This window comes from Pseudomonas sivasensis (assembly GCF_013778505.1).
GTDB classification, from domain to species: domain Bacteria; phylum Pseudomonadota; class Gammaproteobacteria; order Pseudomonadales; family Pseudomonadaceae; genus Aquipseudomonas; species Aquipseudomonas sivasensis.
This window is the reverse complement of record NZ_JAAOWU010000003.1, coordinates 291443-315914: the sequence shown is the minus strand read 5'-3', so window position 1 is coordinate 315914 and position 24472 is coordinate 291443. Positions and strand designations below refer to the sequence as shown.

Sequence of the window (24472 nt, the reverse complement as noted above, 5' to 3'; positions counted from 1 at the left end):
GGGCGCCTGTGCAAAGTGGTGAAATTCGCCTCGGACGTGACCGCCAAGGTGGAGCAACATGCCGCCGATGCGGCAAGCGCGTCTCAGGCGTATCACATTTCCCTGAACACCCAGGACATCGCGGAAAAAGGCGCCGAAGTGATTCAGCAAAGTGCCAACGGCATGCGCGAAATTGCCTCAGACATCGACGGTTCTTCGCAACTGATCGCCAAGCTGGGTGAGCGTTCGCAGCAGATCACCGCCATCGTCAACACCATTGGCGGCATCGCCGACCAGACCAACCTGTTGGCGCTCAACGCGGCCATCGAGGCGGCGCGCGCGGGTGAGCAAGGGCGTGGGTTTGCCGTGGTGGCCGATGAAGTTCGGCAACTGGCCGCACGCACAAGCCGTTCGACGGCGGAAATTTCCAGCATGATCGCAATGATCCAGAACGAAACGCGCCAAGCCATCGACAGTATGGACGGTACCCGCGACCGTGCAGCCCAGGGCGTGGACTTGGCCAACCGCGCCGGCACCGTGATCCTGCAAATACGCCAAGGCACTAACGAGGCGTTACAGGCGGTGAGTGCGTTTGCCAATGACCGTGTCCGCCACTAAGTAGGATTTGGGTTATTCATGTGTAAGACAGGTCGCCAGGACTATAGTGAACCAACGTCTTAACCGTGATGACCCGAGCCCGCCATGACCCCAGAGAAGCCTGAAACCGCACCTATTGACCACCTGCGTTTCCACCGCCCCCACGCTCACCTGGCGCCGACTTTCGGTAACGATACCTTCGCGCTGAAGGCCGAAGCCTTCGCCCGTTTCTTCGGCACCCCGACCTTCCTCGGCGCGCAAACCGCGATTGTGGTGCTGTGGGTGGTTCTGAATGCGACCGGCATCACTCACTTCGACGTGTACCCGTTCATCCTGCTCAACCTGGCGTTCAGCCTGCAATCGGCCTATGCCGCGCCGCTGATCCTGTTGGCCCAGACTCGCCAGGCTGCGCGAGACAAGGCGCAGTCAGACGCCGACGCACAGCATCGCGAAGCCTTGGCCACTGCCAATACCGAACGCCAGGCCCAGGCCGCGCAGACCACCAAACAGCTGCTGGAATTGCTGGAGCAAAACACCCGACTGACGGAGATGACCAAGCAACTGACCGAGCATATCGAAAGCCTGACGTGCGAAATGCATGAGCACTTCGTACGAAAAACCTAACGATCCGGCAACCGTACATGCTGTCCCAACTCATCAAACAACGTGACCACAGAGCGCAATGCCCGGCAATCGGGACGTGTGAGCAACCACAGCGCCGTGTCATACCCTGCCAATGCAGGGCCCAGTGGTTGCAGACCCTCATCAAGCAGAAAGTCCGGCAACGCCGCCACACCCATCCCCGCCCGTACCAATTCGGTCACCGACAACATGCTGTTGCAGCGATAGCTGGGCCGAATTCCCGGCAAGTGTTCGCGGCGCCAGGCGACGGTGGGATGATCGGGCAGGAAGTCATCCGGCGCGATCCAGGTCAGGTCGTCCAGTTCACGGCCTGCATGACGGCGGGCATAGTCGGCGCTTGCGTAGACTTGGTACGACACGGTGCCGAGGCAACGTCCTACGAGATGCTCAGGCGGAGTCTTGGTCAGGCGTAGGGCGATATCTGCATCGCGGCGGCTGAGGTTGGCGAAATCATTGGAGGTGCTCAGTTCCAGGATCAGCGCAGGATAGTCCGGCATGAACTGCGCCAATGCTGGCAGCAACAGACCTTGCAGCACCGAATCGGTACAGGTCAGGCGCACTGTGCCGCTGATCACCTCGCCCCCCTGCTCCACCCCGATGCGCGCCGCTTCGAGGGCCAGTTCGGCGCGTTCAGCCTGCTGCGCCAAGTTGTTGGCCAGGCTGGTGGGCAGGTAGCCGGCGCGGCTTTTTTCAAACAGTGTCTGGCCCAGCGCCGCCTCCAAGCGTCGTATCGCGCGAAACACCGTGGACACATCAACCCGCAGTAACGCTGCCGCCCGCGCCAGGGAGCCGCCGCGCACAAGTGCAAGGATCAGCGAAAGGTCAGGGTAGTCAATTGAATAGTGCGTCGGTGCATTGAGCATATGGGCAAACGCCAATATTGATTGCGTGAACGCCAATCTATAGTGCGCCTCAGCCCACAACAAGCCATGGAACGCACACGATGAAAGCCACCCCCTTACGCCTCGCGCTGATTGGCGATTACAACCCGCACGTCACCGCGCACCAAGCCATTCCCGTGGCCCTGCAACGGGCGGCCGATACGCTGGGCATGACTGTTGATGTGCACTGGCTCGACACCGACACCCTGCCTGAATCCCTGCACGACTTCGACGGTTTCTGGTGTGTACCCGCCACCCCTTACCGGGATACCGATGGCGCACTGCGGGCGATCCGCTTCGCCCGCGAGCAGCGCCGACCATTGCTCGGCACCTGCGGTGGTTTTCAACATGCATTGCTGGAATATGCACGTAACGCGCTGGGTTGGGTCGACGCCGAACACGGTGAAGTGGCTCCTGACGCAAAACGCGCCGTGATCACACCCTTGACCTGCGCGCTGGTGGAGGCCACCGACACCGTACGTTTAATGCCCTACACGCGCATCGCCGAGGCCTACGGCACCCTTGATCTTGAAGAAGGTTATCGTTGCCGTTACGGGGTGAACCCCGAATTCGCCAGCGCGTTGCTGGAGGGCGATCTGATCGCCACCGGCCACGACTGCGCAGGGGACCTGCGAGCAGTGGAATTGCTCGGCCATCCTTTCTTCGTCGCCACTCTGTTCCAGCCCGAACGCGCGGCGCTCAATGGCATCGCGCCGCCCCTGGCGATCGCCCTGCTCAAGGCGTGCCAGGAGCAATCGGCATGATCGCCAAGACACCCACCCCGCCCTACTACGCAGTGATTTTCAGCTCACTGCGCACCGAGGGCGATCACGGCTACGGCGAGGCCGCCGCACACATGCTGGAACTGGCACGGCAGCAACCTGGTTTTCTGGGCGTGGAATCGGCGCGGGAAGATGGCCTGGGGATTACCGTGTCGTACTGGAGCAGCGAGGCGGCAATCCTGGCGTGGAAGCAGCAGGCCGAGCACCGGAACGTGCGTGAGCAGGGCCGCGCCACCTGGTACTCGGCATTTCAGACACGGGTGTGCAAGGTGGAGCGGGCCTACGGTTTTGAAGCGAACTAGCTCACAAGACTGCGCAACGCACTGATCTGTGGAATCTCAACCCGACGCATATACACGCGCAGCGGCTCAGTAATGTTGATGCGGTCATCGATGTTTTGGTCCAGCAGCAACTGAATGCGTTCACGCGATAGGGTCATGGTCTGCTCGGGGGCGGGCAGCCAGACAAATTCGGCGGTAGGAATGATCCCGTCATCGGCCACGTCCATGCCGAAGGAGTCTTCGCTGAAACGTACGATGTACTGGCCGGTCTTGCGATTAAGGCCCACAAATCCGTGGAGTTGGTCGGCGGCCTGGCAGATAAGCTCGGAAGTGATGCGCATGGTAAACCTCACTGAAAAGTCCCACAGGGACTGGAAAGATGGTTTACACGCGTGGCGGAAAGTACTGCCCTCTAGCGGGGCGGCTGCGGTCAAGAGTACTGCAATGCCTGGCAAAAAAACCGAGAAAATTGACGGGTGCGCACGTTAATGTCGGTTTGGTGATAGCGCCTTTCGCAATCAATTGTTAAAAAGGAGGCCTTCTAAAAGCTACCTCCACGAAAGGACTTCGCATATGCCTGTCACGTTTACCAAGAGCGCCCTGCTGCTGGCCCTGATGCTCGGCCTTGGCCAGGCGCAGGCGGCCGACCCGATCAGCCCGGCTGAATTGGCAACCAACGAAGGCATTCCCCACCCTGCCGTGATCGCTCACCGAGGCGCCTCCTACGACGCTCCGGAATCCACCGCCGCCGCCTACAAAGTTGCGCGCGACCTGGGTGCCGACTACCTGGAACTGGACCTGCAGCGCAGCAAGGACGGCGTGTTGTTCGCCCTGCACGACAACAACCTGCAGCGCACCACCGATGTGGCCACCAAGTTTCCCGAGCGCAAAGACGCGCCGGCCAACGAATTCACTTGGAAGGAACTGCAAAGCCTCGATGCCGGCAGTTGGTTCAACGCCGCCTACCCGGACCGCGCGCGTCCAGGCTTCGTCGGTCTGAAGATCCTGAGCCTGGACGACATCATCAAGATCGCTGAAGGCAATCCGCAGCACAAACCCGGCCTGTACATCGAGACCAAGGAGCCCAAGCAGTTCCCGGGCATCGAAGCCGACCTCAAAAACAAGCTGTTGGATAAAGGCTGGTTGAGCTCCGCCGGCTCCAAGCTGGGCAAGAGCAACACCGGCGTCGGCCAGGGCAAGGGCCGCGTAGTGCTGCAAACCTTCGAGACCGCCAGCCTCAAAGAGCTGCAGAAAGAAATGCCGAACACCCCGAAGATCCTGCTGTTGTGGGTGGGTGAAGGCAGCATCGAGCCGAAATCCAAGCAGACCTTCGCCGAATCCGGCGAGCCGACCAAGGCCGCCTACTACGCCAAGCAAGAACCGAAAGACGCCGCCGAGTTCGAAAAATGGGTCGACGAAGCCAAGAGCCTCGGCGCTATAGGCACCGGCCCATCCGCCGAGCTGACCGACCACGGCGACCAGAGCTATTCGGACCTGGTGAAGCCTGAAATGAACAAGCTGACCCACGACAAAGGTCTGCTGGTGCATGTCTACACCGTGGATGAGCCAGTGGATTTCGAGAAAGTGATGAAAGCCGGCGTCGACGGCATCTTCACCAACCGCGCCGCCGAGCTGCTGAAGTTCTACAAGCGCTGGCCGTCGTCCAGCGTGCAGGATTTGCTCAACGACTATAAGTACTGAGGCATCGTTGGTGTCAGTGCGCCATTAAGGATGAATTAAGTTGCGCCAGTTAATCTGGCGCCACTTAAACAGCTCACCAAAGAAGGACATACACCATGAAAACTTTGACCACTTTGTTCGCCGCAACTGCCCTGACGCTGACTGCCGGCCTGGCCCAAGCGGATGTTCGTCCGGATCATATTGAAGGCCTGGTCAAATCCGGCGCAGTGATGCCTTTTGACAAGCTCAACGCCGCGGCCGTAGCCACTCACCCTGGCGCGACAATTACCGACACCGAGCTGGACAACAAACACGGTGTAGCCGATCAATATGTCTACGAAGTAGACCTGACCGACACCGCTGGCAAGAAGTTTGAAGTCAAGCTCGATGCCAAGACCGGTGCCGTGCTGGAAAACAAGCAAGACACCTGAGTTGAATCCTCAAAACCGCGCCACCTTCGGGTGGCGCGGTTTTTTTATGGGCGCTCGTCAGTAATGCCTGGAAAAAGCGCCGTCGCGATGAATCAAATTCCCCCGACTCAATTCAAGGTCGTTAGACTTCCCCGCATCAGCCAGGGCATTACGCCATCGCACAGCACACCGAGAACACGTCATGGAGCAAAAAGCCGTCGACATTGCCACCATTGGCCGAATCAGTGCCGTTCCCGCAATGCTCCAAGTGATCAGCGACATGACTGGCCTGCGCTTTGCCGCCGTTGCGCGGGTGACCGACGAAACCTGGACCGCCTGCGCCGTACTCGACCGCCTGGGATTCGGCCTCGGCGTCGGAGGCGAGTTGGACCTGACCACCACCATTTGCCACGAGATTCGCGGTTCCCATATCTCCGTGGTGATCGACAAGGCCAGCGAAGACCCGGTCTACCACGACCACCACACACCGCGCCTGTACCACTTCGAAAGCTACATTTCGGTGCCGGTATTTCGCACCGACGGGCGCTTCTTCGGCACGATCTGCGCCTTGGACCCCAATCCCGCCATGCTGCGCAGCAGCACGATCCGATCGACCATGGAATCGTTTGCGCGGGTGTTGTCATTGCAGATCGAAGCCGAAGAAGCCGCCCAGCAAACACAAGTGCAATTGCAGGAAGAACGCAGTACCGCCGAACTGCGCGAGCAATTTATCGCCGTGCTCGGCCATGACCTGCGCAACCCGTTGTTTGCAATTAACTTCGGTGCCGAACGACTGCTGCGTAAATACCCGGACCCCGCCACCGATACCCTCGTGCGGCACATTCTCACCAGCGGCCGACGCGCCGCGCAGTTAGTGGAAGACGTGCTGGATTTCGCCAGGGGCCGCATGGGCAGCGGCATCCCACTCAACATCGGCGACTGCCAGGGGTTACAGGCGGCGTTGCAGCATGTGGTATCGGAAGTGCAGAGCGTGCACCCGCAGCGCGAGATTCGTGCGGATATCGGTGATCTGCAAGGGGTCAGTGGCGACCGCGACCGCTTGGCGCAGTTGCTGTCTAATCTGGTGGCCAATGCCATTCACCATGGCAGCCATGACGGCCCGGTGGAGGTGCGCGCGCAGGTTGAGGACGACCATTTCCACCTGTCAGTGAAAAACGCCGGCCAGATAAGCGCGCAAGCCTTGCCCCGGCTCTTTGAGCCTTACTCACGCCCAGCGACGAACACGCCCCAGGCCGGCCTGGGCCTGGGGTTGTATATCGTCAAGCAGATTGCCGAAGCTCATGGCGGTGAACTCAAAGTGTCCACCACCGCGGAGCACGGCACGATGTTTAGCTTCAGCCTGCCAACCGGCTGATCAGGCGCCCAGGCGCGCCGTCACCTCATTCAACTCACCGGACAAACCGCGCAGATTGTGGCTCGCGGCTTCGGTGCGTTGCACGTTGTCGAGGTTGGCCGTGGCCACCGTGGTGATCTGGGTGATATTGCGCGAGATGTCCTCGGCGACCGACGTCTGCTCCTCGGCCGCCGTGGCGATCTGGCGGTTCATGTCGCGGATCGCTTCCACCGCCTGAGTGATGTGGTCGAGCATAGCGCCGGCCTGGCTGACTTTTTCCACGCTGTCATCGCTGCACGACTGGCCGCTGACGATCGCCTCGGCCGCATCGATCGCGCCGGTCTGCACCGCCTGAATAATCTGGTTGATCTCGATGATCGACGCGGCCGTGCGTTGCGCCAGGCTGCGGACTTCATCGGCGACGACTGCAAAACCACGCCCCGCCTCGCCCGCCCGCGCCGCCTCGATAGCGGCGTTGAGCGCCAGCAGGTTGGTTTGCTCGGCGATGCCGCGAATCACTTCCAACACTTTGCCGATGCGTACGCTGTCAGCTTCCAGGCGTCGGATGATGGTGCCGGTGTTGAGGATTTCCGTGCGCATCTGGCCGATGGTAGCGATGGTGACCTTCATCACTTCACCGCCTTCGCGGGCCGAGTGATCTGCCTCGTCGGCCGCGCGCGAGGCACTGGCAGCGTGGCGTGCGACTTCCTGGGCGGTGGCCGACATTTCGGTCATGGCCGTGGCCACTTGGTCGGTACGGTTGAATTGTTCTTGGGTGCCGGTAGCCATCAGGCCGGCAATCGAGTTCAACTCGCCGCTGGCGCTGACCAAGTCGGTGGCGCTGCGCTGCAAGCGGCTGAAGGTTTCAGCGAGGAAGTCGCGCAGCGTATTCGCGGCGGCGGCCAGGTGGCCCAGTTCATCCTGGCGACGGCTGGCTACGCGCTCGGCAAAGCGGCCGTGGCTGAGTTGCGTGACGTAGTCGATCAAGCCACGAATCGGCAGGATCAGGTTGCGGTTGATCAGCCACAGGCTGAACAGGCCGATCAGCACACCAGAGAGCAACATAATCGCCAGCCCCACCAGCACGGTGCGCTCGGCGTAGGCACTGATGGCCTGAGATTGCTGGCTGCCTTGGGCACGCAGGTCGCTGACAAGAGCGCTCATCTGCTCACTGGCGGCGCGGTCTACGCCTTTGACTGCCGTATCGCCGACGGTTGCATCACCACCCGCCGCCATATAGGCATCACGGCCCTTCTGATAGGCCACGCCCAGTTGCTGGTGCTCCAGGCGCAGGGTTTCGATGCGTCGGCTCAACGGCGCGTCGCTGCTGGTCTGGGTGACCAGGCGAGCGAGGATACTTTGCACATCGCGCTGGCGGTCCTGGAACTGGCCCCAATATTTCTCCATATCCTGAGGCTGCTTGCCGCGCAGCAGCACGTTTTTCCATTCCTGCACCTGCACCTTGAACTGCAGGTTGGCTTCGTCGATCAATTGCGAAGTGAGCAACGGCCCGTCAATCAAACTGCGATAACTCTGCACCCCGTTGGAGAGGAAGTTGAAACAGGCCAGGGCGATCAACAATATCGCCAGCAAGCTGCCACCGAGCAGCGACAGGATTTGTGCTCTCAAGGAGGTTCGCAAAACATTCATCGGGGAAAGCCTCGATACAGGTAAGTGGCGTGTGCATGCCTTGACCTCCCTGTCGACAAAAGCACCGCACATCCCTAACGGTTGTTAATGAGCTGAATCGGCCGGAATAGAGCCTTCTTGAAGGGATTCGGACAAATGGTCAATAAAATGTCACGAATGCGAAATAAACCAACGACTGTCATAAAACTGTCAAATAACCCTGTAATTATTCGCCACGCGACCTGTGAAATGTCCTACAGGCCTTTTCTCTGCGAGCCTCCATGAATCACAGCATCGATCACAGCCATCAGGACTCCGATCTGTTTGGCTTGCTTTACGGTTTTCGTTTTCGCCCAGGTGTTAAGGGGGAGCAGATTGACTCGGCTACCGCCCTGGCGGCATTGAAGCAACCGCAGGACCCGGAGGAGTTCTTGTGGCTGCACCTGAACCTCGCCCACGCCGCCTGCGAGCGCTGGATGCAGGCGCACCTGGAGCTGCCTGAAGAGTTTTTCGAGGCCCTTCACGAGGGCTCGCGCTCCACCCGCATCGAACACGTCGACTCGGCCTTGCTGGCGGTGGTCAACGACGTGGTGTTCAACTTCAGCAGCATGGTCTCGTCGGATATTTCCACGCTGTGGGTATGCGCTCGCAGCCGCCTGTTGATCAGCGCGCGGCTGCAACCGTTGCACTCGGTGGACAAGTTGCGCTCGTCGGTAAAGGCCGGAGAACACTTTCGCTCGCCACTGGAACTGTTGGTGCATTTGCTGCGCGACCAGGGCGAAGTGCTGACGCAGATCGTGCGCAAGACCAGCATCAGCGTCGACCATATCGAAGACCAATTACTGTCCTCGCGCCTGTCCACCAACCGCGCCGAACTGGGTGCCGCGCGCCGGGTGCTGGTGCGCCTGCAACGCTTGCTGGCGTTGGAGCCGGGCTCGTTGCTGCGCCTGCTCAACCGACCGCCGCAATGGCTGCAAAAGGAAGACGTGAAGGAGTTGCGCAAATCCACCGAAGAGTTTGCGCTGATCATCAACGACCTGACGGCTCTGGGCGAACGCATCAAACTGTTGCAGGAAGAGATCGCCGCCAACCTCAACGAGCAAAGCAGCCGCACTCTGTTCACCCTTACGGTGGTGACGGTGCTGGCACTGCCGATCAACATCATCGCCGGTTTTTTTGGCATGAACGTCGGCGGCGTGCCGCTTTCACAAGACCCGGAAGGCTTCTGGATTTTGGTGGCGCTGGTCGCGACCTTTACCTTGATTGCCGGGCGTTGGGCGTTTCGCAGATTTTCAAATTGAAATGAGATCCACTGTGGGAGGGGGCTTGCTCCCGATGAGAGTGTGTCAGCCAACACCTCTGCCAGCCCTGCCGCCGCTATCGAAGCCTCGCTGAAGCTCGACATCTCCCACAGGGATCGGTGGTGCCTATGAGTTTCGCGGCTGTGTGCGCTGCAAGACAGACTAATGGCGTGCCTGATTGACCAAACACTGACCTGCGGCAGCACCGTTGTAACATTCTGCAATGACTATGAACGACATCCTTCATCACCTGGATGCTCCGGCATGGCCACCCCTTCCCTGACTGCCTCCACGCACTCATCTTCCGTCGATTCAAAACCGCGCCTGGACAAGAAACCTGGCCTGGTGACCGTGATCATTTTCTTCGCCGTCCTCGCCATGGGACTGTTGTTCACCGCCTACAGCCTGATGCATGACATGCACGAACTGGGCACGGTGGTCACCACCTGGACGCCGTTCCTGCTGCTGGGCGTCGCGTTGTTGATCGCTCTGGGCTTCGAGTTCGTCAACGGTTTCCACGACACCGCCAACGCCGTCGCGACGGTGATCTACACCAACTCGCTGCCACCGCATTTCGCGGTGGTGTGGTCGGGCTTTTTCAACTTCCTCGGCGTGCTGCTCTCCAGCGGCGCGGTGGCGTTTGGCATCATCGCCCTGCTGCCGGTGGAGCTGATTTTGCAGGTGGGCTCATCGGCCGGTTTCGCGATGATCTTCGCCCTGCTGATCGCTGCGATCCTGTGGAACCTCGGCACCTGGTGGCTGGGTTTACCGGCCTCGTCCTCCCATACGCTGATCGGCTCAATCATCGGCGTCGGCGTGGCGAATGCCTTGATGCACGGACGTGACGGCACCAGCGGGGTAGATTGGGCCCAGGCGACCAAGATTGGTTATGCGTTGCTACTGTCCCCCTTGATCGGCTTTGCGTTTGCAGCCTTGTTGCTGCTGGCCATGCGCGCCTTTGTGAAGAACCGATCGCTGTACAAGGCGCCCAAAGGCAACACCCCGCCGCCGTGGTGGATTCGCGGCATGTTGATCGCCACCTGCACCGGCGTGTCGTTCGCCCACGGCTCCAACGATGGGCAGAAAGGCATGGGCCTGATCATGCTGATTCTGGTCGGCACGTTGCCAATGGCCTATGCGTTGAACCGCACCATGCCCGCCGAGCAGTCTTTGCAGTTCGCGGCGGTGGCCGAAGTGACCCAGGCCGCCCTGATGAAAACCACGGCGCAGGCATTGCCCGGCGACCCGCGCCCCGTCCTGTCGACCTACGTGCGCACCAAGCAAGCCACACCGGACCTGGTGCCGGCCCTCGCCGCGCTCACCGGGCATATCGGCGAAGAAGTCAAAGGCTACGGCTCCCTGGCCAAAGTCCCCGCCGAGGCGGTCGGCAACGTGCGTAACGACATGTACCTGACCAGCGAAACCATTCGCCTGATGGACAAGGGCAAGGTCGGCAATTTCGACGCCGACACCCAAGACAAACTGCAGCTGTTCAAGCAACAGATCGACAACGCCACGCGCTTTATTCCGCTTTGGGTGAAGATCGCGGTGGCCATTGCGCTTGGCCTGGGCACCATGGTCGGCTGGAAGCGCATCGTGGTCACGGTGGGCGAGAAAATCGGCAAGACCCACATGACCTACGCCCAAGGCGGGGCGGCGGAAACAGTGGCGATGCTGACCATCGGGGCCGCAGATATGTATGGGTTGCCGGTGTCGACAACCCATGTGCTGTCATCCGGTGTGGCGGGGACCATGGTGGCCAATGGTGCTGGGTTGCAGATGCGGACGATCCGCAATTTGCTGATGGCGTGGGTGCTGACGTTGCCGGCGGCGATTCTTCTGTCTGGCAGCCTCTACTGGCTGTTCACCCAACTTTTCTGACACAACATAGATTGAAACTGTGGGAGGGGGTTTGCCCCGATGGCGGTGGGTAAGTCGGCCGATCTGTAGCTGAACCACCGACATCGGGGGCAAGCCCCCTCCCACAGTTGGATGTGTGTTGTGTCAGTTGTTGAAGAGACCCGTCATGGCCTTGAGCCGCTTCTTGTACACCCGCCGCGCCTCAAGGGCCTCCTCCAGCGTCACCGCCACAAACCCCGCGCACTGGTTGGGCTGCATCTGCCCGATCAAATCCAGATCGGCACTGATCACCGTGCCGATCATCGCGTAACCTCCGCCCGACACTGCATCTCGATGCAACACAATCGGCTCCAGCCCCGCCGGTACCTGGATCGAACCGATGGGGTAGCAGCTGTCGACAATATTCGACGGATCCGAGCCCGCGCCAAACGGCTGTTCCCGTGGTTCAAAGCTCAACGCGCTACCGCCCTTGAAGCGATAGCCGATACGGTCCGCTTCGGAACCCACGGTCCACGGTTCGGCGAAAAAACTGCTTTTGGCGGCACCGGTCAGGCGCTCGTAATACAGGCCAGGCACCACACGCAGGGTGATATCGCCCCCTACCGACCGGCGCAAGGCCATCGGCAAACTGTTGCCCGCCCGGCCCTGCCCGCAGAGCTCACCGATGGGCAATTCATCACCCTCCTGCAAGCGCCGACCTTTAAACCCACCAAGCGCGCCCAGGGTGTAAGTGGAGCGACTGCCGAGCACCACGGGCACATCAATGCCGCCGGCCACCGCCAGGTAAGTCCGTGCGCCGGCCTTGGGAAATTCGAAACGCAGCACCTGCCCGGCACGCACCTGGAACGCGGTGTCCTGATGCACCACTTCACCGTCAAGGCGCGGCGACATGAGCGCGCCGCTGAGTGCCACTAACGCATCCTGTTGGAATTCCAATTCAGGCCCGATCAAGGTGCATTCCAGGCCCGCCGCACCGACCGGATTGCCCACTAGATGGTTGGCCGCGCTCAGCGCGTATTGGTCCAGCGCCCCCGACGGCGGAATGCCCAAGTGGTAATAACCTTCGCGGCCAAGGTCCTGCACAGAGGTGGCGAGGCCGGGTTTGAGGACTTTGATCATGCCAGCGCCTCCTGCAGGGTTTTCGGATAGCCCACCGGGTCGGCCAGAAAGGCGTCGAGGGAAAATTCCACCGGGCGGATGCGCAGGTCGAAACGTCCTGCGTCCACCTCGGCGACGGCCAGGTCGTAGGCATCACGTTCTATGGGTTTAAACTGCACGATGTCACCGGGGCGAAAGAACACCATGTGCTCCTTGAGGTAGGCCAACTGCTGCGCCGGGTCGTAGATCGGCGCCGGGGTCACCCCGAACATTTGGTAACCGCCAGCGCCGCGCACCGAGTAGATACACCCAAAGCAGCCACCATGGCCGAGGGTGAGTTTGGGCGTGTCGGTGCGCGGGCGCAGGTATTTGGGCACCTGCAACTGCCGCTCGCGCTCGACCATTTGGAACATGAACGGCAGACCCGCGACAAACCCGACCATCGACACAAACCACGGCGCGCCGCTGTGAGCGGCGATAAACGCGTCCACATCCGCCAGGCCATTGATGCGCGCGGCGTACTCCAGGTCGGTGCCGCTGGGGTCTTGATGGCGATCGCGAAAACGCATCAGGGTTTCATGGGTCCAGGGGTCGTTGTACAGCACCGGGATTTCGATGATGCGCGTGCGCAAGGTGCGTTCGGCCACGGCCTGAGCTTCGGCGCTTTGCACGGCGTCGAGCAACACATGGGGCGCGATGCGGTCGGGGTCGAAGCGGATCTGGAACGAGGCATTGGCCAGGCATACATCCAGCACGCCTTCCAGCGCCAGGCGCTCCACCGCTCGGGTCACCGCCATGCCCTTGAAAAAGGCCTCCAACGACATGCTGTCGCTGACCTCGGCAAACAGGTGTTCATCACCGCCGAAGCTGTAGCGGATGGGGGTCGTTTCAGCCATGTCGCTTCCTCTTGGAATGGTTATGGAAAGGCAGGCAAAAAAGTAAGGGATCGATCTTATTAGGGTGTTTTGACCGTGATACCCGCCTGGTCCAAGGCTTCGCGGGTGGCTTCCACCAGTTCCAGGGCGCCGGGAGTGTCGCTGTGCAGGCAGATGGAATCGAATTCGATAAACAGGTCTTCGCCTTCTACGGTGCGCACCAACCCCGTCTGACAAGCCCGCAGGACACGTGCCGCCACCGTCGCAGGATCCAGCGCGCGAACAGTGCGGGTAAACACGATGGAGCCCGTCAGATCGTACTCACGATCGGCATAAAATTCCCGGACCACCGGTTGCCCCAACTCCTTGGCCACGCGCCAGATCACCGAGTTGGGCATGCAGTACAGCAACAGCGTCGGTTCGATGAGTTGCAGGTTTTGCACCAGCAGCCGGGCCGCTTCTTCGTCACGGGCCAGGTGCATGTAAAGCGCGCCGTGAGGCTTGATATGTTGCAGCGTCATGCCCTGGGCACGGGCGATTTCCCGCAGGGCACCGAGTTGGTAGAGCATATCGTCCACCAGCTCCTGAGCCGGTGCGTTGATATGCCGACGGCCAAAGCCGACCAGATCACGAAAGCCGGGATGGGCGCCGATGGCCACGCCCAGTTGCTTGGCGCGTTCTACGGTGCGGCGCATGGTCCCGGGGTCGCCGGCGTGGAAGCCGGTGGCGATATTGGCCGAGCTGATGTAGGCCATCAGCTCCGCGTCGACGCCATCACCGATGGTCCAGGGGCCGAAACCTTCGCCCATGTCCGAATTGAAATCCACTGCCTGCATCGGGGTCGCTCCGCCAGAAATGATGTTGGAAAAGTAGGCTGCGCCTTGACCCCTTGGGAAGATCTATTATCAGATGCCCTATCTTCTGAAAAACAGATATCGCTCATGTCGCTGACCTTGCGCCAAATCCGCTACTTCGTCGCCACCGCTGAGATCGGCCAGATTTCCCAGGCAGCGATCCACCTGAACATCTCGCAGTCGGCGGTGACCACGGCGATCAAGGAGTTGGAGGCGATGCTCGGCGTGCAACTGTTTGTGCGCTCGGCCCAAGGCATGAACTTGACCGATGCCGGGCGGCACTTTCTCAACCGCGCCTATGTGATTGTGCGCAGCGTGGACGATGCGCTGAACAGTCCATTGCCCGACTACCGCGCCAGCGGCGTGCTGCGGGTAGCGGCCAGTTACACCGTACTTGGTTACTTCCTGCCCCATCACTTGCAGCGCATGGAGCATTGGCATCCGGACGTGACCATCGAGGTCTTCGAGCAGGAGCGCCAGGCGATCGAACAAGGTCTGCTCGACGGCCAGTTCGACATGGCCGTGGTGCTCACCGCCAACCTGACTCACCCGGCGATCGTTTCCGAGATTCTGTTCAACTCGGAACGTCGCCTGTGGCTGCCCAGCCATCACCCATTGTGCGAGCGCGGCGCCGTGAGCCTGGCGGATGTCGCGCAGGAGCCCTACATCCTGCTGACCGTCGATGAAGCCGAACACAGCGCCATGCGCTATTGGGAACAGGCCGGGCAAACGCCTAAGGTGCGACTGCGCACCAGTTCGGTGGAGGCAGTACGCAGCATGGTCGCCAATGGCAGCGGCGTGGCGATTCTGTCGGACTTGGTGCACCGCCCGTGGTCACTGGAAGGCAAGCGCATCGAAACCCTGACCGTCACCGACCCGGTCACGCCCATGAGCGTCGGACTGGCCTGGCACCGCGAGCGGGCATTTACCCCGGCGATGCAGGCGTTCCGGGATTACTTTCACGACGCGTTCCTGGCGCCGCAGCAACTGTCGGCGCGCCGTTAAAGATGGGCTTGCAGGGTGGCCGCCAGCCAGTCCATGAACACGCGCACCCGCAACGGCAAATGCCGCTGACCCGCGTAGAGCAAGGACACATCCAGCGGCGGCGCCGGGTAGTCGGGGAGCAGGGCAACCAACTCGCCACTGGCGAGCAAGTCACGAATACCCAAGGCCGGCACCTGAGTAATGCCAAAACCGCCCAGGCACGCCACGCGATACGCATCCGTGCTGTTGACCGTCACCCGCCCGGCCATGGGGATGCGCTGCACCTTGTTGCCTTGCTGATACTCGAAACCGGCCGAGCGTGAACCCAATGGCCGCACGTAATGCACCAATTGATGCTGCGCCAGATCGGCCAAGGTCGCGGGCACGCCGTAACGTTGCACGTAACCCGCGCTCGCGCAGTTGATCATCGGCATGCGGCACAGCACGCGTGCGACCACGCTGTGGTCCGGCTGGGCGCCGACGCGCAGTACGCAGTCGAAGCCTTCGGCGAGCAGGTCGACCTGGCGGTCGGTGCAACTGATCTCCAACTCGATCAACGGGTGCGCGTCCATGAACTGCGACAAGCGCGGCAGGATCAGTTCCCGCGCCATCACGTTGGGCATGTCGACGCGGATGCGCCCGCTCAGTTGCGCTTCGTCCTGGCGAAACAGCCCTTCGAGTTCCTCCATATGCGCGAGCAGGTCCTTGCTGCGCTCGTACAACACGCGCCCGTCCTGGGTCGCCTGCACTTTGCGTGTGGTGCGCTGCAACAGACGCGCGCCGAGCAGTTCTTCCAGCGCCTGCACATGCTCGGACACGGTGGAACGCGGCAGCCCCAGACTCTCGCCCGCCTGGGTAAAACTCGACAGTTCGGTGACCCGCACGAAGGTGCGCAGCAACTCAAGTTTGTTCATGGGATTGTTCGCCTTATCCGGCCAGTGATTCCGGTGTAGCCCTGTTTATCACGTTAGCAGCGGACAAATACACTCAGTCCCACGTTCACATCTGAAGAGGACTGCACCATGACCCGCAAAATCGCATTGATCACCGGCGCCAGCCGTGGCTTGGGTAAAAACGCTGCATTGCACCTGGCGGCGCAAGGCGTAGACATCATCGGCACCTATCACAGCAAGGCCGACGAGGCGCAAGCATTGGTGGCCGAGATCGAACAATTGGGTGGCCGCGCCGCCATGCTGCAATTGGATGTGAGCCAAAGCGCAACATTCGAAGGTTTTGTCGGCGACGTGGCCGGCGTGCTCAAGGATGTTTTCGCACAGGATCACATCGACTTTCTGATCAACAACGCCGGGATCGGCATTCACGCCAGTTTTGCCGAGACCACCGAAGCCCAGTTCGACCAACTGGTGGCGATCCAATTCAAGGGTCCGTTTTTCCTGACGCAGAAGCTGTTGCCGTTGATCCGCGACGGCGGCCGCATCCTCAACGTCTCCAGCGGCCTGGCGCGTTTCAGCCTGCCGGGCTATGCCGCCTACGCGGCGATGAAAGGCGCCATGGAAGTGCTGACCCGCTACCAGGCCAAAGAGCTGGGTGGGCGCGGGATCAGCGTCAACATCCTGGCCCCTGGCGCGATCGAAACCGACTTCGGCGGCGGCGCTGTACGCGACAACGCCAACCTCAATGCCATGGTCGCGAGCAACACCGCCCTGGGCCGCGCCGGCTTACCGGACGATATCGGTGGAGCGATTGCCAGCCTGCTGGCCGACGGCAGCCACTGGATCACCGGCCAGCGCATCGAGGCGTCGGGCGGAATGTTTCTGTAGGAGCTTGTCGCGCAGTACGTCATAGCCCCAGTGATACACATAGGTGTACGGCAGGAAGAACAGCAATACACCTATGTCGAGGATAAATGCCTGCATCAGGCTGATATTCAGCCACGCCGCAATCAGCGGTACGCACACCAAAATCAAGCCACCTTCAAACATGAGCGCGTGCAACACACGGGTCCAGCCATTGTTGGCCAGTTGCAGGCGTGCCTTGAGTCGGTCGAACAGGCCGTTGAAGATCACGTTCCAGGTCAGCGCCATCAGGCTGATCGCCAGGGTGACCATGCCCATTTCCAGGGCCGGCTTGTCCATGATCCACGCCAACAAAGGGGTGCAGATCAACAACGCCAGGGCTTCGAAACCAACAGCCTGGCAAACGCGTTCAGTGATGGATTTGGTAGGGTTCATGACCCGTCTCCGAGAGTGACGACGGTTGCCATCATTACCCTTTGAATCGATACTTCATAACCAATAACCATCGATCAAGGCGATAGTCATGGCCTCTAATGAAGTGCTGCAAGCGTTTGTGCAGGCGGCCACTCAAGGCTCGTTCTCGGCGGCGGCGCGCAAACTGGGCAAGAGCCAGTCCACCGTCAGCGCGGCGGTAGCCAGCCTGGAGATTGACTTGGATGTGGTGCTGTTTGATCGCAGCAGCCGCAAGCCGACGCTCACGCCCGCCGGCCTGGTGTTGCTGCAACGCGCCGAGCAAGTCCTGGAAGCCAGCAGTCGCCTGTCGCTGGCCGCGAGTCAGTTGGCCATGGGATTGGAGCCGAAAGTCACGATTGCCATGTCCGATACCTATCAATCTGAGCGCTTCGAACTCGCGCTCAAGGCCTTCGAGCAGCGTTACCCGGACCTTGAACTGGAATGGTTGATCGCCGAGTGCGAAGACTTGATCGCGCTGGTGCAGAGCGGTCGTGCGCAGATCGCGTTTGTCGAGGCCCAGGCAGATTACCCACCCGACCTCAGCCGCGCGCCCGTGGCTGAACGCACGGAAATCGCGCTGTTCGTCGCGCCCGAGCATCCGTTGGCCACGCTGCCGAACATCGACGTGCAGTGCTTGCAGCAACACCGCGAACTTCGGCTGGCGAGCATCATCAACCCGAATGAAACCCGCCCCAGCGGCCGCGTTTGGTCGGCGCCGAGTTTTCTGATGCTGATGGAAATGGCCCAGCTCGGTTTCGGTTGGGCCGAGCTGCCGCGTTGGCTGGTGGAACGCTTTGGCAACACTGGGCTGGTGGAACTCCCAGTGCGCGGTTGGCCGCGACTGGTAGCGGTGGATGCGCTGTGGTCGCGGCAGTATCCACCGGGACCGGCGGGCAGCTGGATGCTGGCGCAGATGCAGGATGAGTGATCAGGCTCAGAGTATGTGGTGAATTGGCGCGCCTCGCTCAGGGCCAGCCCGCTTATCACTAAGCACTGTGTCGCCCTCAAACCCGCTAGACTGCGCGCTTCCTTGCAGCCGTTCGGACGTTCCGATGCAAACCCGCCTTGTCGCCTACGAGGCGCTCACTGCTGTGCAACGACAGCAAGCCAGCGCCATCGAAGTTCATCCCGAACAACTGCCGTTTTGCGGCGATATGTATTGCGCGCTCAATTCGCTGCTGGCCAAACCAAGCCCAGGCGTCAAAGGGTTCGCCCTGCTGGCCGATGACATTCCGGTGGCCTTCCTCTTGCTCAAACGCCCGCCTTGCCTGCCCCATTGGGCCGATGCACACAGCGCCACGCTGCATGCGTTCCAGGTGGATCGGCGGCAACAAGGCAGTGGGTTCGGCAAGGCGTGTTTGCAGGCATTGCCGGCGGCAGCGCGCCAGGAATGGCCACAAATCGAGGCACTGGAACTGTCGGTGGACAGCGCCAATGTGGCGGCGATGGGGTTATATCTGCAAGCGGGCTGGTTGGATATCGGCGAGGCGTACAAGGCGCGGGTGGGGTATGAACGCAGGTTGAGTCTGATGTTGGGTGGAGCGTCTTTGACACACCTTACCTAGCGAAAGTGATACGGCAGTCGGCGCAGGCTTTAGCCCCCGTTGCCTACTGTCAGATCTCACAGCTATACGCACGCACCTCGATGCCTTTTACTGTAACGCCAAGGTTGTCGCTCACGGAATATGACGAGCAGGAGTGGAAACGTTTTACGTCCAGTGCGGAGACATTCCATGAAGACTTCATCGAGCAGTACTGCAGTAAACACCGCAGGAAGCGCGGATCTTTCGTTTGGTAACGCAACCCCCAAGAACGGCACTGTGATCTACAGAAATACGGTGGGGATTTCCCGCGCCCTCAGTAATGGCTCGACCCTTACAGCGGGCCTGTTTACTTACCAGAACAATCACTTCATCGGTCTCACCAAACACACACCGACCGGAGAGGAGGATGTCAACTTCGGGTTCTGGCTCACGCCGGCTGAAGACCGCGACGTCCTTGTCGACATGCTGATTCAGCCGGATAACAAACCCCTGCTGCTAGCGGCAAATACTGACGGTGAAGCGGCGTTTGTCACACGATTCCGGGTCGATAACGGCGACGTAGATAAGTCGTTTGGCACTAACGGTCAAGTTGTGCTGAATCAAGCGATCAATCTCGGTGAAACCAGCAAGGCCGGTCTTGCGGTGCAGGGTGATGGCAACATCATCGTTGTATTCAATGACGGCACCAAAAGTTTCGTTTACCAGCTCGACGAAAGTGGCCGATTTATCAACTTCGGAAACAACGGGCCACTTGAAGTCCATGGTGTTCTCCTGAGTGCGGTCTTGACGACAGCGCAGGGTTTTGTACTGGCGGGTACCAGCAATGGCAAAGCCCACCTCAGCGGGTATACGAACAAAGGGGAACTGAACACAGGATTTGGCAACAACGGACTTGTCCATTTGCCGCTTTCGGGCAATCACGACGAACAGGTTACTGTGCTGGCGAGCGGCCCAGAGGGGCGCATTGCCGTTGTCGGCGGCATTGCGGTGGTCGGCGACAGCCACAAACTCCCACATCAAATGAACTTCGTTGCCAGCCTGCTTGCCAACGGTCAACTGGACATGTCGTTCAACGCAGGACAGCCGTTGGAAACCGAAACCAACCATGGCAACTATGCCAGTGTAACGGTCCAGAACGATGGGAAGATTGTCGCGTTGGCGCGTAATGACAGCGGAAATCTGGTCAAGCTGCTCAGACACACCGTGACCGGCCAATTGGACGCCGACTTTGGCGATCAAGGCGTCGCAATAGCCTGGAACGACACGCAATCAAGGCCGCAGCCTTCCTGTATCGACAAACTCGAGCGCGTTTTGGAGGAAGAGCGCCTGCAAAGCAGTGGCACGCTCGGCGGCAACGCGTCCTTCATCGGGCGGCTGCTCAGCCGTTGACACACGCGACTGAGCTGCCCCGGCAGCTCAGTCATGCGCCATCAGGTATTGGCTACGACAGGCAACCAGATCTCCACCGTCCCCGTGCCTTTCCTCACGTCAAAATCAGCGCTGTAGCGTTCAAAATCCGGCCCTGCCACTTTGTAGCCCGAATGTGGCAACCACTCGAACATGATGCGCTCGTACGTCTGTTCCAAAGCCTGCACCGGTCCGTAATGCGGGAACACCGCATAGTTGAGCGGTGGAATCTCAATGGCTTCGAAGTTGCTCGGGACGTCGCTTTTGCTCGGGACTTCCACCCCCGCCATGTAATCGAATTCGCCGTGATTGGGGTTATGGCAAACGCCATAGGTCACACCGCCGATGCGCTTCTTGATGTCCTTGATGCAGGTGTCGAACAACTCCCACAACTTGGGAATATCGCCCACCGTCGCCTTGGAATAACGCCCTTGTACCCCAGCAATCACCAAGGCCTTGCCTGCTTCCATGCGTGGCTCTAACGGTTGTTTTGTCTGCTGATCCATACGAACAGTCTCCTTCTTATGAGGGAACAAACCCGCATCGAGTATAGGGGCATATCCGTGCCGTACTCCATGCAGAAAATTTTCCTACGCATATGGACAACTGGCCATCATCGACCGTATTGTCTGCTCCGCAGGCCACCGCAGTGGCCGACGTCGCTCGGACGGTTCCGGGCGCTTACGTACTTCGAGGCAACAATGGCCGACCAAGGTTCGCCGCGCCGCTTTGCGCGCATAGATCGACTCCCCCCTTACGTTTTCAATATCACTGCCGAGCTGAAGATGGCTGCGCGTCGGCGCGGCGAAGACATCATCGACTTGAGCATGGGTAACCCCGACGGTGCCACGCCTCCCCATATCGTGGAGAAAATGGTCACCGTCGCCCAGCGCGAAGACACCCACGGCTACTCCACCTCCAAAGGCATTCCGCGTCTGCGCCGGGCGATTTCGCGCTGGTACAAAGACCGCTACGAGGTGGACATCGACCCCGAGACGGAAGCCATCGTCACCATCGGTTCCAAGGAAGGCCTGGCGCATTTGATGCTGGCCACCCTGGACCAGGGCGACACGGTGCTGGTGCCCAACCCGAGCTACCCGATTCATATCTACGGTGCCGTGATTGCCGGCGCCCAGGTGCGTTCGGTGCCGCTGATTCCGGGCGTGGACTTCTTCGCCGAGCTGGAACGGGCGATTCGTGGGTCGATCCCGAAGCCGAAGATGATGATCCTCGGCTTCCCGTCCAACCCGACTGCGCAGTGCGTGGAGCTGGATTTCTTCGAACGGGTGATCGCCCTGGCCAAGCAGTACGACGTGCTGGTGGTGCATGACCTGGCCTACGCCGACATCGTCTACGACGGCTGGAAAGCCCCATCGATCATGCAAGTGCCGGGGGCCAAGGACATTGCGGTGGAGTTTTTCACCCTGTCCAAGAGCTACAACATGGCTGGCTGGCGCATCGGTTTCATGGTGGGCAACCCGGAACTGGTCAACGCCCTGGCACGGATCAAGAGTTACCACGATTACGGTACCTTCACCCCGCTGCAAGTCGCCGCGATTGCTGCGTTGGAAGGCGATCAGCAGTGCGTGAAGGACATCGCCGAGCAGTACCGCCAGCGCCGCAATGTGCTGGTCAAGGGCCTGCATGAGTTGGGCTGGATGGTGGAGAATCCCAAGGCGTCGATGTACGTCTGGGCGAAGATCCCGGAGGCGTATGCCGCCATGGGTTCGCTGGAGTTTGCCAAGAAGCTGCTGCTGGAAGCCAAGGTCTGCGTGTCGCCGGGGATTGGATTTGGCGAGTATGGGGATGATCATGTGCGCTTTGCGCTGATCGAAAACCAGGACCGGATTCGCCAGGCGGTGCGCGGGATTCGCGGGATGTTCCGGGCGGATGGGCTGGTCGCTAAAGCCTGACCCGATCCACCTGAACAAATGTGGTCAACATGTGGGAGGGGGCTTGCCCCCGATAGCAGAGGTTCAATCACTTCATCTGGTGACTGACCCACCGCCATCGGGGGCAAGCCCCCTCCCACATTTACATTGGGTTTTCACCCTTGCTGCTGGTGTGTCTGTTAGACCACCAACGACAGCAGCATGATGAAGATCAACGCCACCACAGACAGAATGGTTTCCATCGCCGTCCAGGTCTTGAAGGTCTCGGCCACGGTCATGTTGAAGTACTGCTTCACCAGCCAGAACCCCGCATCGTTGACGTGAGACAGGATCAACGAACCCGCCCCCGTCGCCAGCACCAACAGCTCACGGTTAACCCCTGGGATCATCCCCACCACCGGCACTACGATGCCCGCGCCGGTAATGGTCGCCACGGTTGCCGAACCGGTCGCAATACGAATCACCGCCGCCACCAGCCAGGCCAGCAGGATCGGGTTGATCTGCGCATTCACCGCCATATGGCCGATCACGTCACCCACGCCGCTGGTTACCAGCATCTGTTTGAAGCCACCACCGGCACCGATGATCAGGATGATCGCGGCCGTCGGCGCAAGGCTGGCGTCGAGCAGCTTGAGGATTTGCTTGGAGTGAATGCCCTGGCGACTACCAAAGGTGTACAGCGACAGCAGAAGCGCCAGCAGCAAGGCGGTGATCGGGTGACCGATCATGTCCATCCAGTTGCGCACCACGTTGCCTTCGGCAAAGGCGATGTCGGCGAAGGTTTTGAGCAGCATCAGAAACACCGGCAGCAGCACGGTGACCAATGTGATGCCGAAGCTTGGCAACGACTTGTTGTCGGTCTCGCGGGCCAGTTGATCCACCAGTTCCTGGGAGGGATTACCGGGGATGTACTTGGCGATGAACGTACCGAAGATCGGGCCGGCAATGATGGCGGTCGGCAGTGCGACGATCAGGCCATACAGGATGGTCTTGCCGATGTCCGCGCCAAACACGCCGATAGCCAGCAGCGGGCCCGGGTGCGGTGGCACCAGGCCGTGCACTGCCGAGAGGCCTGCGAGCAGCGGGATGCCGATCTTGATCAGCGACACACCTGTGCGGCGCGCGACGATAAACACCAGCGGGATCAGCAGCACAAAGCCGATCTCGAAGAACAGCGGGATGCCCACCAGGAACGCGGCGAACATCATGGCCCACTGGACCTTCTCTTTGCCGAAGGCGCGGATCAGGGTCTGGGCGATCTGATCGGCACCGCCGGATTCGGCCATCATCTTGCCGAGCATGGTGCCCAGCGCGAGGATGATGCCGACAAAGCCGAGCACTCCGCCGAAACCGTCCTGGAAGGCCTTGATGATCTTGTCCACGGGCATGCCCGAGGTCAGGCCGAGGAAGCCGGCCGCGATGATCAGTGCAATGAACGGGTGGACCTTGAACTTGGTGATCAGAACGATCAACCCGATGATAGTGACGACTGCGTCTAGCAGCAGGTACGACTCGTGGGACATGCCAAACATGGGGGGTCTCTCCTGTTTGTTGTTGTTATTAAAGCGGGTGTTGAATTTCTTGCCGGGGATAGCGCTATCTTTTCCGGCAAAAAATTAATGAGTTCGTTCAAAGCCGTGTTGCAGCCACCAAGCGTTGGTCTGCTCGGCCAACGCCTCGACACTGTCTTCACTGGCGTTGAGGGCCAGGGTCAGTGGCTCGCCTTTGGGCGATTCAAGGGTGGCGAACTGGCTGTCGATCAGGCTTGCCGGCATGAAATGGCCGGGGCGATGGGACACGCGGTCCGAGGCGACTTCACGGGTCAGTTCCAGGAATACGAAACCCAGACCTGGCGCGGCTTCGCGCAGGTGGTCACGGTATTTCTTCTTGAGAGCCGAACAGGTGAGCACCGGATGTTCACCCGCTTTAAGCGAGCGGCGCAGTTCATCGCACAGGATGTCGAGCCAGCCGGCGCGGTCGTCGTCGTTGAGGGGGTGGCCGGCGCTCATCTTTTCGATGTTCGCGGCAGGGTGAAAGCTGTCGCCTTCAATGGCGGTAGCGCCGTTCAGCCGGCACAAGGCCTCGCTGACACTGGTCTTGCCACAGCCGGCAACACCCATGATGACCAGGGCGGTAACAGGTTGACTCATGAAACACCTCAAGACGCAGATAGCGCTACCTTCACACGCTGTAAGGCACGTGCAAAAACAGG

The 24472-nt window shown here is 60.4% G+C and carries 26 protein-coding genes; 15 read left to right on the top strand and 11 right to left on the bottom strand.

What is annotated here, in order from left to right; all coding sequences use genetic code 11:
- Positions 1-15 precede the first annotated feature (15 nt).
- Together G9Q84_RS29735 and G9Q84_RS07815 are read left to right on the top strand one after the other, a co-directional pair.
- On the top strand, positions 16-597 hold the full coding sequence (locus G9Q84_RS29735) for a methyl-accepting chemotaxis protein (RefSeq protein ID WP_371260759.1): 582 nt from the start codon (positions 16-18) through the stop codon (positions 595-597).
- A gap of 84 nt (positions 598-681) precedes the next feature.
- On the top strand, positions 682-1200 hold the full coding sequence (locus tag G9Q84_RS07815; RefSeq protein ID WP_122756161.1) for a DUF1003 domain-containing protein: 519 nt from the start codon (positions 682-684) through the stop codon (positions 1198-1200).
- Here the strand turns inward: G9Q84_RS07815 and G9Q84_RS07810 are convergent.
- Complete coding sequence (locus G9Q84_RS07810; protein ID WP_122756160.1) at positions 1197-2081, bottom strand: LysR family transcriptional regulator; 885 nt, start codon at positions 2079-2081, stop codon at positions 1197-1199. The genes G9Q84_RS07815 and G9Q84_RS07810 overlap by 4 nt on opposite strands.
- An 80-nt stretch (positions 2082-2161) precedes the next feature.
- Here G9Q84_RS07810 and G9Q84_RS07805 point away from each other — a divergent pair, with 80 nt between their 5' ends.
- Together G9Q84_RS07805 and G9Q84_RS07800 are read left to right on the top strand one after the other, a co-directional pair.
- Positions 2162-2863 (top strand): CTP synthase C-terminal region-related (seleno)protein, encoded by a 702-nt coding sequence (locus G9Q84_RS07805; RefSeq protein ID WP_122756159.1) that lies wholly within the window; start codon positions 2162-2164, stop codon positions 2861-2863.
- On the top strand, positions 2860-3183 hold the full coding sequence (locus G9Q84_RS07800; protein ID WP_032891064.1) for an antibiotic biosynthesis monooxygenase family protein: 324 nt from the start codon (positions 2860-2862) through the stop codon (positions 3181-3183). The genes G9Q84_RS07805 and G9Q84_RS07800 overlap by 4 nt, the downstream gene beginning before the upstream one ends.
- Here G9Q84_RS07800 and G9Q84_RS07795 read toward each other — a convergent pair.
- On the bottom strand, positions 3180-3503 hold the full coding sequence (locus G9Q84_RS07795; RefSeq protein WP_032891062.1) for a DUF2025 family protein: 324 nt from the start codon (positions 3501-3503) through the stop codon (positions 3180-3182). The two genes, G9Q84_RS07800 and G9Q84_RS07795, sit on opposite strands and share 4 nt — an antisense overlap.
- A gap of 232 nt (positions 3504-3735) precedes the next feature.
- Between G9Q84_RS07795 and G9Q84_RS07790 the strand changes: the two genes are divergently transcribed.
- The 3 genes from G9Q84_RS07790 (at position 3736) to G9Q84_RS07780 (ending at position 6627) form a co-directional block, all read left to right on the top strand.
- Complete coding sequence (locus G9Q84_RS07790) at positions 3736-4863, top strand: glycerophosphodiester phosphodiesterase family protein (protein ID WP_032891060.1); 1128 nt, start codon at positions 3736-3738, stop codon at positions 4861-4863.
- A 95-nt stretch (positions 4864-4958) separates the two neighbouring features.
- Positions 4959-5273 (top strand): PepSY domain-containing protein, encoded by a 315-nt coding sequence (locus G9Q84_RS07785; RefSeq protein ID WP_122753094.1) that lies wholly within the window; start codon positions 4959-4961, stop codon positions 5271-5273.
- A 181-nt stretch (positions 5274-5454) separates the two neighbouring features.
- On the top strand, positions 5455-6627 hold the full coding sequence (locus G9Q84_RS07780; RefSeq protein ID WP_181643069.1) for a GAF domain-containing sensor histidine kinase: 1173 nt from the start codon (positions 5455-5457) through the stop codon (positions 6625-6627).
- Here G9Q84_RS07780 and G9Q84_RS07775 read toward each other — a convergent pair whose 3' ends face one another.
- Positions 6628-8256 carry a methyl-accepting chemotaxis protein gene (locus G9Q84_RS07775; RefSeq protein WP_032891055.1) on the bottom strand — a complete coding sequence of 543 codons (1629 nt, stop codon included), beginning with the start codon at positions 8254-8256 and terminating at the stop codon, positions 6628-6630.
- 260 nt (positions 8257-8516) lie between these two features.
- On the opposite strand from G9Q84_RS07775, the gene G9Q84_RS07770 reads away from it, so the two are divergent.
- The gene (locus G9Q84_RS07770) at positions 8517-9536 is read left to right on the top strand and encodes a transporter (protein WP_032891053.1); all 1020 of its coding nucleotides are present in this window, start codon (positions 8517-8519) and stop codon (positions 9534-9536) included.
- Positions 9537-9800: 264 nt separating this feature from the next.
- Complete coding sequence (locus tag G9Q84_RS07765; protein WP_032891052.1) at positions 9801-11417, top strand: inorganic phosphate transporter; 1617 nt, start codon at positions 9801-9803, stop codon at positions 11415-11417.
- Positions 11418-11540: 123 nt separating this feature from the next.
- Here the strand turns inward: G9Q84_RS07765 and G9Q84_RS07760 are convergent, their stop codons facing one another.
- The 3 genes from G9Q84_RS07760 to G9Q84_RS07750 are packed head-to-tail and all read right to left on the bottom strand — an operon-like array spanning position 11541 to position 14205.
- Positions 11541-12515: a 5-oxoprolinase subunit C family protein gene (locus G9Q84_RS07760; protein WP_122756157.1), complete on the bottom strand. Its 975-nt coding sequence runs from the start codon at positions 12513-12515 to the stop codon at positions 11541-11543.
- Positions 12512-13390, bottom strand: coding sequence for a 5-oxoprolinase subunit B family protein (locus tag G9Q84_RS07755; RefSeq protein WP_122753097.1), 879 nt, complete (start codon positions 13388-13390; stop codon positions 12512-12514). The genes G9Q84_RS07760 and G9Q84_RS07755 overlap by 4 nt, the downstream gene beginning before the upstream one ends.
- Before the next feature lie 59 nt (positions 13391-13449).
- A complete protein-coding gene (locus G9Q84_RS07750) occupies positions 13450-14205 on the bottom strand; it encodes a 5-oxoprolinase subunit PxpA (protein ID WP_122756156.1) in 756 nt (251 codons plus the stop codon).
- A gap of 105 nt (positions 14206-14310) precedes the next feature.
- Here G9Q84_RS07750 and G9Q84_RS07745 point away from each other — a divergent pair, with 105 nt between their 5' ends.
- The gene (locus tag G9Q84_RS07745; protein ID WP_032891044.1) at positions 14311-15228 is read left to right on the top strand and encodes a LysR family transcriptional regulator; all 918 of its coding nucleotides are present in this window, start codon (positions 14311-14313) and stop codon (positions 15226-15228) included.
- On the opposite strand, the gene G9Q84_RS07740 is transcribed toward G9Q84_RS07745, so the two are convergent.
- Positions 15225-16121, bottom strand: coding sequence for a LysR family transcriptional regulator (locus G9Q84_RS07740; RefSeq protein ID WP_032891043.1), 897 nt, complete (start codon positions 16119-16121; stop codon positions 15225-15227). The genes G9Q84_RS07745 and G9Q84_RS07740 overlap by 4 nt on opposite strands.
- Before the next feature lie 108 nt (positions 16122-16229).
- Between G9Q84_RS07740 and G9Q84_RS07735 the strand changes: the two genes are divergently transcribed.
- Positions 16230-16988: an SDR family NAD(P)-dependent oxidoreductase gene (locus G9Q84_RS07735; protein ID WP_032891041.1), complete on the top strand. Its 759-nt coding sequence runs from the start codon at positions 16230-16232 to the stop codon at positions 16986-16988.
- On the opposite strand, the gene G9Q84_RS07730 is transcribed toward G9Q84_RS07735, so the two are convergent.
- Complete coding sequence (locus G9Q84_RS07730) at positions 16887-17399, bottom strand: multidrug/biocide efflux PACE transporter (RefSeq protein WP_032891040.1); 513 nt, start codon at positions 17397-17399, stop codon at positions 16887-16889. The two genes, G9Q84_RS07735 and G9Q84_RS07730, sit on opposite strands and share 102 nt — an antisense overlap.
- Positions 17400-17487: 88 nt before the next feature.
- Between G9Q84_RS07730 and G9Q84_RS07725 the strand changes: the two genes are divergently transcribed.
- From G9Q84_RS07725 to G9Q84_RS07715, 3 genes are all read left to right on the top strand, one after another.
- The gene (locus G9Q84_RS07725) at positions 17488-18345 is read left to right on the top strand and encodes a LysR family transcriptional regulator (RefSeq protein WP_122756155.1); all 858 of its coding nucleotides are present in this window, start codon (positions 17488-17490) and stop codon (positions 18343-18345) included.
- Positions 18346-18469: 124 nt separating this feature from the next.
- The gene (locus tag G9Q84_RS07720) at positions 18470-18982 is read left to right on the top strand and encodes a GNAT family N-acetyltransferase (RefSeq protein WP_122756154.1); all 513 of its coding nucleotides are present in this window, start codon (positions 18470-18472) and stop codon (positions 18980-18982) included.
- Positions 18983-19150: 168 nt separating this feature from the next.
- On the top strand, positions 19151-20350 hold the full coding sequence (locus G9Q84_RS07715; protein WP_164440466.1) for an NHL repeat-containing protein: 1200 nt from the start codon (positions 19151-19153) through the stop codon (positions 20348-20350).
- Between the two features lie 41 nt (positions 20351-20391).
- Here the strand turns inward: G9Q84_RS07715 and G9Q84_RS07710 are convergent, their stop codons facing one another.
- On the bottom strand, positions 20392-20874 hold the full coding sequence (locus tag G9Q84_RS07710) for a GyrI-like domain-containing protein (RefSeq protein ID WP_122756152.1): 483 nt from the start codon (positions 20872-20874) through the stop codon (positions 20392-20394).
- 195 nt (positions 20875-21069) lie between these two features.
- Here G9Q84_RS07710 and alaC point away from each other — a divergent pair, with 195 nt between their 5' ends.
- The gene (gene alaC, locus G9Q84_RS07705) at positions 21070-22281 is read left to right on the top strand and encodes an alanine transaminase (protein WP_032891031.1); all 1212 of its coding nucleotides are present in this window, start codon (positions 21070-21072) and stop codon (positions 22279-22281) included.
- Positions 22282-22439: 158 nt separating this feature from the next.
- Here the strand turns inward: alaC and G9Q84_RS07700 are convergent, their stop codons facing one another.
- Positions 22440-23792: a GntP family permease gene (locus tag G9Q84_RS07700; RefSeq protein ID WP_032891030.1), complete on the bottom strand. Its 1353-nt coding sequence runs from the start codon at positions 23790-23792 to the stop codon at positions 22440-22442.
- Positions 23793-23876: 84 nt separating this feature from the next.
- Positions 23877-24410: a gluconokinase gene (locus G9Q84_RS07695; protein WP_032891028.1), complete on the bottom strand. Its 534-nt coding sequence runs from the start codon at positions 24408-24410 to the stop codon at positions 23877-23879.
- Positions 24411-24472: the final 62 nt, after the last annotated feature.

Bases quoted from the DNA above. Each gene is read 5' to 3' on its own strand.
- G9Q84_RS07700 (WP_032891030.1), bottom strand. From the start codon at position 23,792: ATGTTTGGCATGTCCCACGAGTCGTACCTGCTGCTAGACGCAGTCGTC.
- G9Q84_RS07745 (WP_032891044.1), top strand. From the start codon at position 14,311: ATGTCGCTGACCTTGCGCCAAATCCGCTACTTCGTCGCCACCGCTGAG.
- G9Q84_RS07780 (WP_181643069.1), top strand. From the start codon at position 5,455: ATGGAGCAAAAAGCCGTCGACATTGCCACCATTGGCCGAATCAGTGCC.
- G9Q84_RS07695 (WP_032891028.1), bottom strand. From the start codon at position 24,410: ATGAGTCAACCTGTTACCGCCCTGGTCATCATGGGTGTTGCCGGCTGT.
- G9Q84_RS07730 (WP_032891040.1), bottom strand. From the start codon at position 17,399: ATGAACCCTACCAAATCCATCACTGAACGCGTTTGCCAGGCTGTTGGT.
- G9Q84_RS07735 (WP_032891041.1), top strand. From the start codon at position 16,230: ATGACCCGCAAAATCGCATTGATCACCGGCGCCAGCCGTGGCTTGGGT.
- G9Q84_RS07810 (WP_122756160.1), bottom strand. From the start codon at position 2,081: ATGCTCAATGCACCGACGCACTATTCAATTGACTACCCTGACCTTTCG.
- G9Q84_RS07740 (WP_032891043.1), bottom strand. From the start codon at position 16,121: ATGAACAAACTTGAGTTGCTGCGCACCTTCGTGCGGGTCACCGAACTG.
- G9Q84_RS07775 (WP_032891055.1), bottom strand. From the start codon at position 8,256: ATGAATGTTTTGCGAACCTCCTTGAGAGCACAAATCCTGTCGCTGCTC.
- G9Q84_RS07755 (WP_122753097.1), bottom strand. From the start codon at position 13,390: ATGGCTGAAACGACCCCCATCCGCTACAGCTTCGGCGGTGATGAACAC.
- G9Q84_RS07750 (WP_122756156.1), bottom strand. From the start codon at position 14,205: ATGCAGGCAGTGGATTTCAATTCGGACATGGGCGAAGGTTTCGGCCCC.
- G9Q84_RS07790 (WP_032891060.1), top strand. From the start codon at position 3,736: ATGCCTGTCACGTTTACCAAGAGCGCCCTGCTGCTGGCCCTGATGCTC.
- G9Q84_RS07765 (WP_032891052.1), top strand. From the start codon at position 9,801: ATGGCCACCCCTTCCCTGACTGCCTCCACGCACTCATCTTCCGTCGAT.
- G9Q84_RS07785 (WP_122753094.1), top strand. From the start codon at position 4,959: ATGAAAACTTTGACCACTTTGTTCGCCGCAACTGCCCTGACGCTGACT.
- G9Q84_RS07770 (WP_032891053.1), top strand. From the start codon at position 8,517: ATGAATCACAGCATCGATCACAGCCATCAGGACTCCGATCTGTTTGGC.
- G9Q84_RS07725 (WP_122756155.1), top strand. From the start codon at position 17,488: ATGGCCTCTAATGAAGTGCTGCAAGCGTTTGTGCAGGCGGCCACTCAA.
- G9Q84_RS07815 (WP_122756161.1), top strand. From the start codon at position 682: ATGACCCCAGAGAAGCCTGAAACCGCACCTATTGACCACCTGCGTTTC.
- G9Q84_RS07805 (WP_122756159.1), top strand. From the start codon at position 2,162: ATGAAAGCCACCCCCTTACGCCTCGCGCTGATTGGCGATTACAACCCG.
- G9Q84_RS07720 (WP_122756154.1), top strand. From the start codon at position 18,470: ATGCAAACCCGCCTTGTCGCCTACGAGGCGCTCACTGCTGTGCAACGA.
- G9Q84_RS07715 (WP_164440466.1), top strand. From the start codon at position 19,151: ATGAAGACTTCATCGAGCAGTACTGCAGTAAACACCGCAGGAAGCGCG.
- alaC (WP_032891031.1), top strand. From the start codon at position 21,070: ATGGCCGACCAAGGTTCGCCGCGCCGCTTTGCGCGCATAGATCGACTC.
- G9Q84_RS07710 (WP_122756152.1), bottom strand. From the start codon at position 20,874: ATGGATCAGCAGACAAAACAACCGTTAGAGCCACGCATGGAAGCAGGC.
- G9Q84_RS07800 (WP_032891064.1), top strand. From the start codon at position 2,860: ATGATCGCCAAGACACCCACCCCGCCCTACTACGCAGTGATTTTCAGC.
- G9Q84_RS07760 (WP_122756157.1), bottom strand. From the start codon at position 12,515: ATGATCAAAGTCCTCAAACCCGGCCTCGCCACCTCTGTGCAGGACCTT.
- G9Q84_RS07795 (WP_032891062.1), bottom strand. From the start codon at position 3,503: ATGCGCATCACTTCCGAGCTTATCTGCCAGGCCGCCGACCAACTCCAC.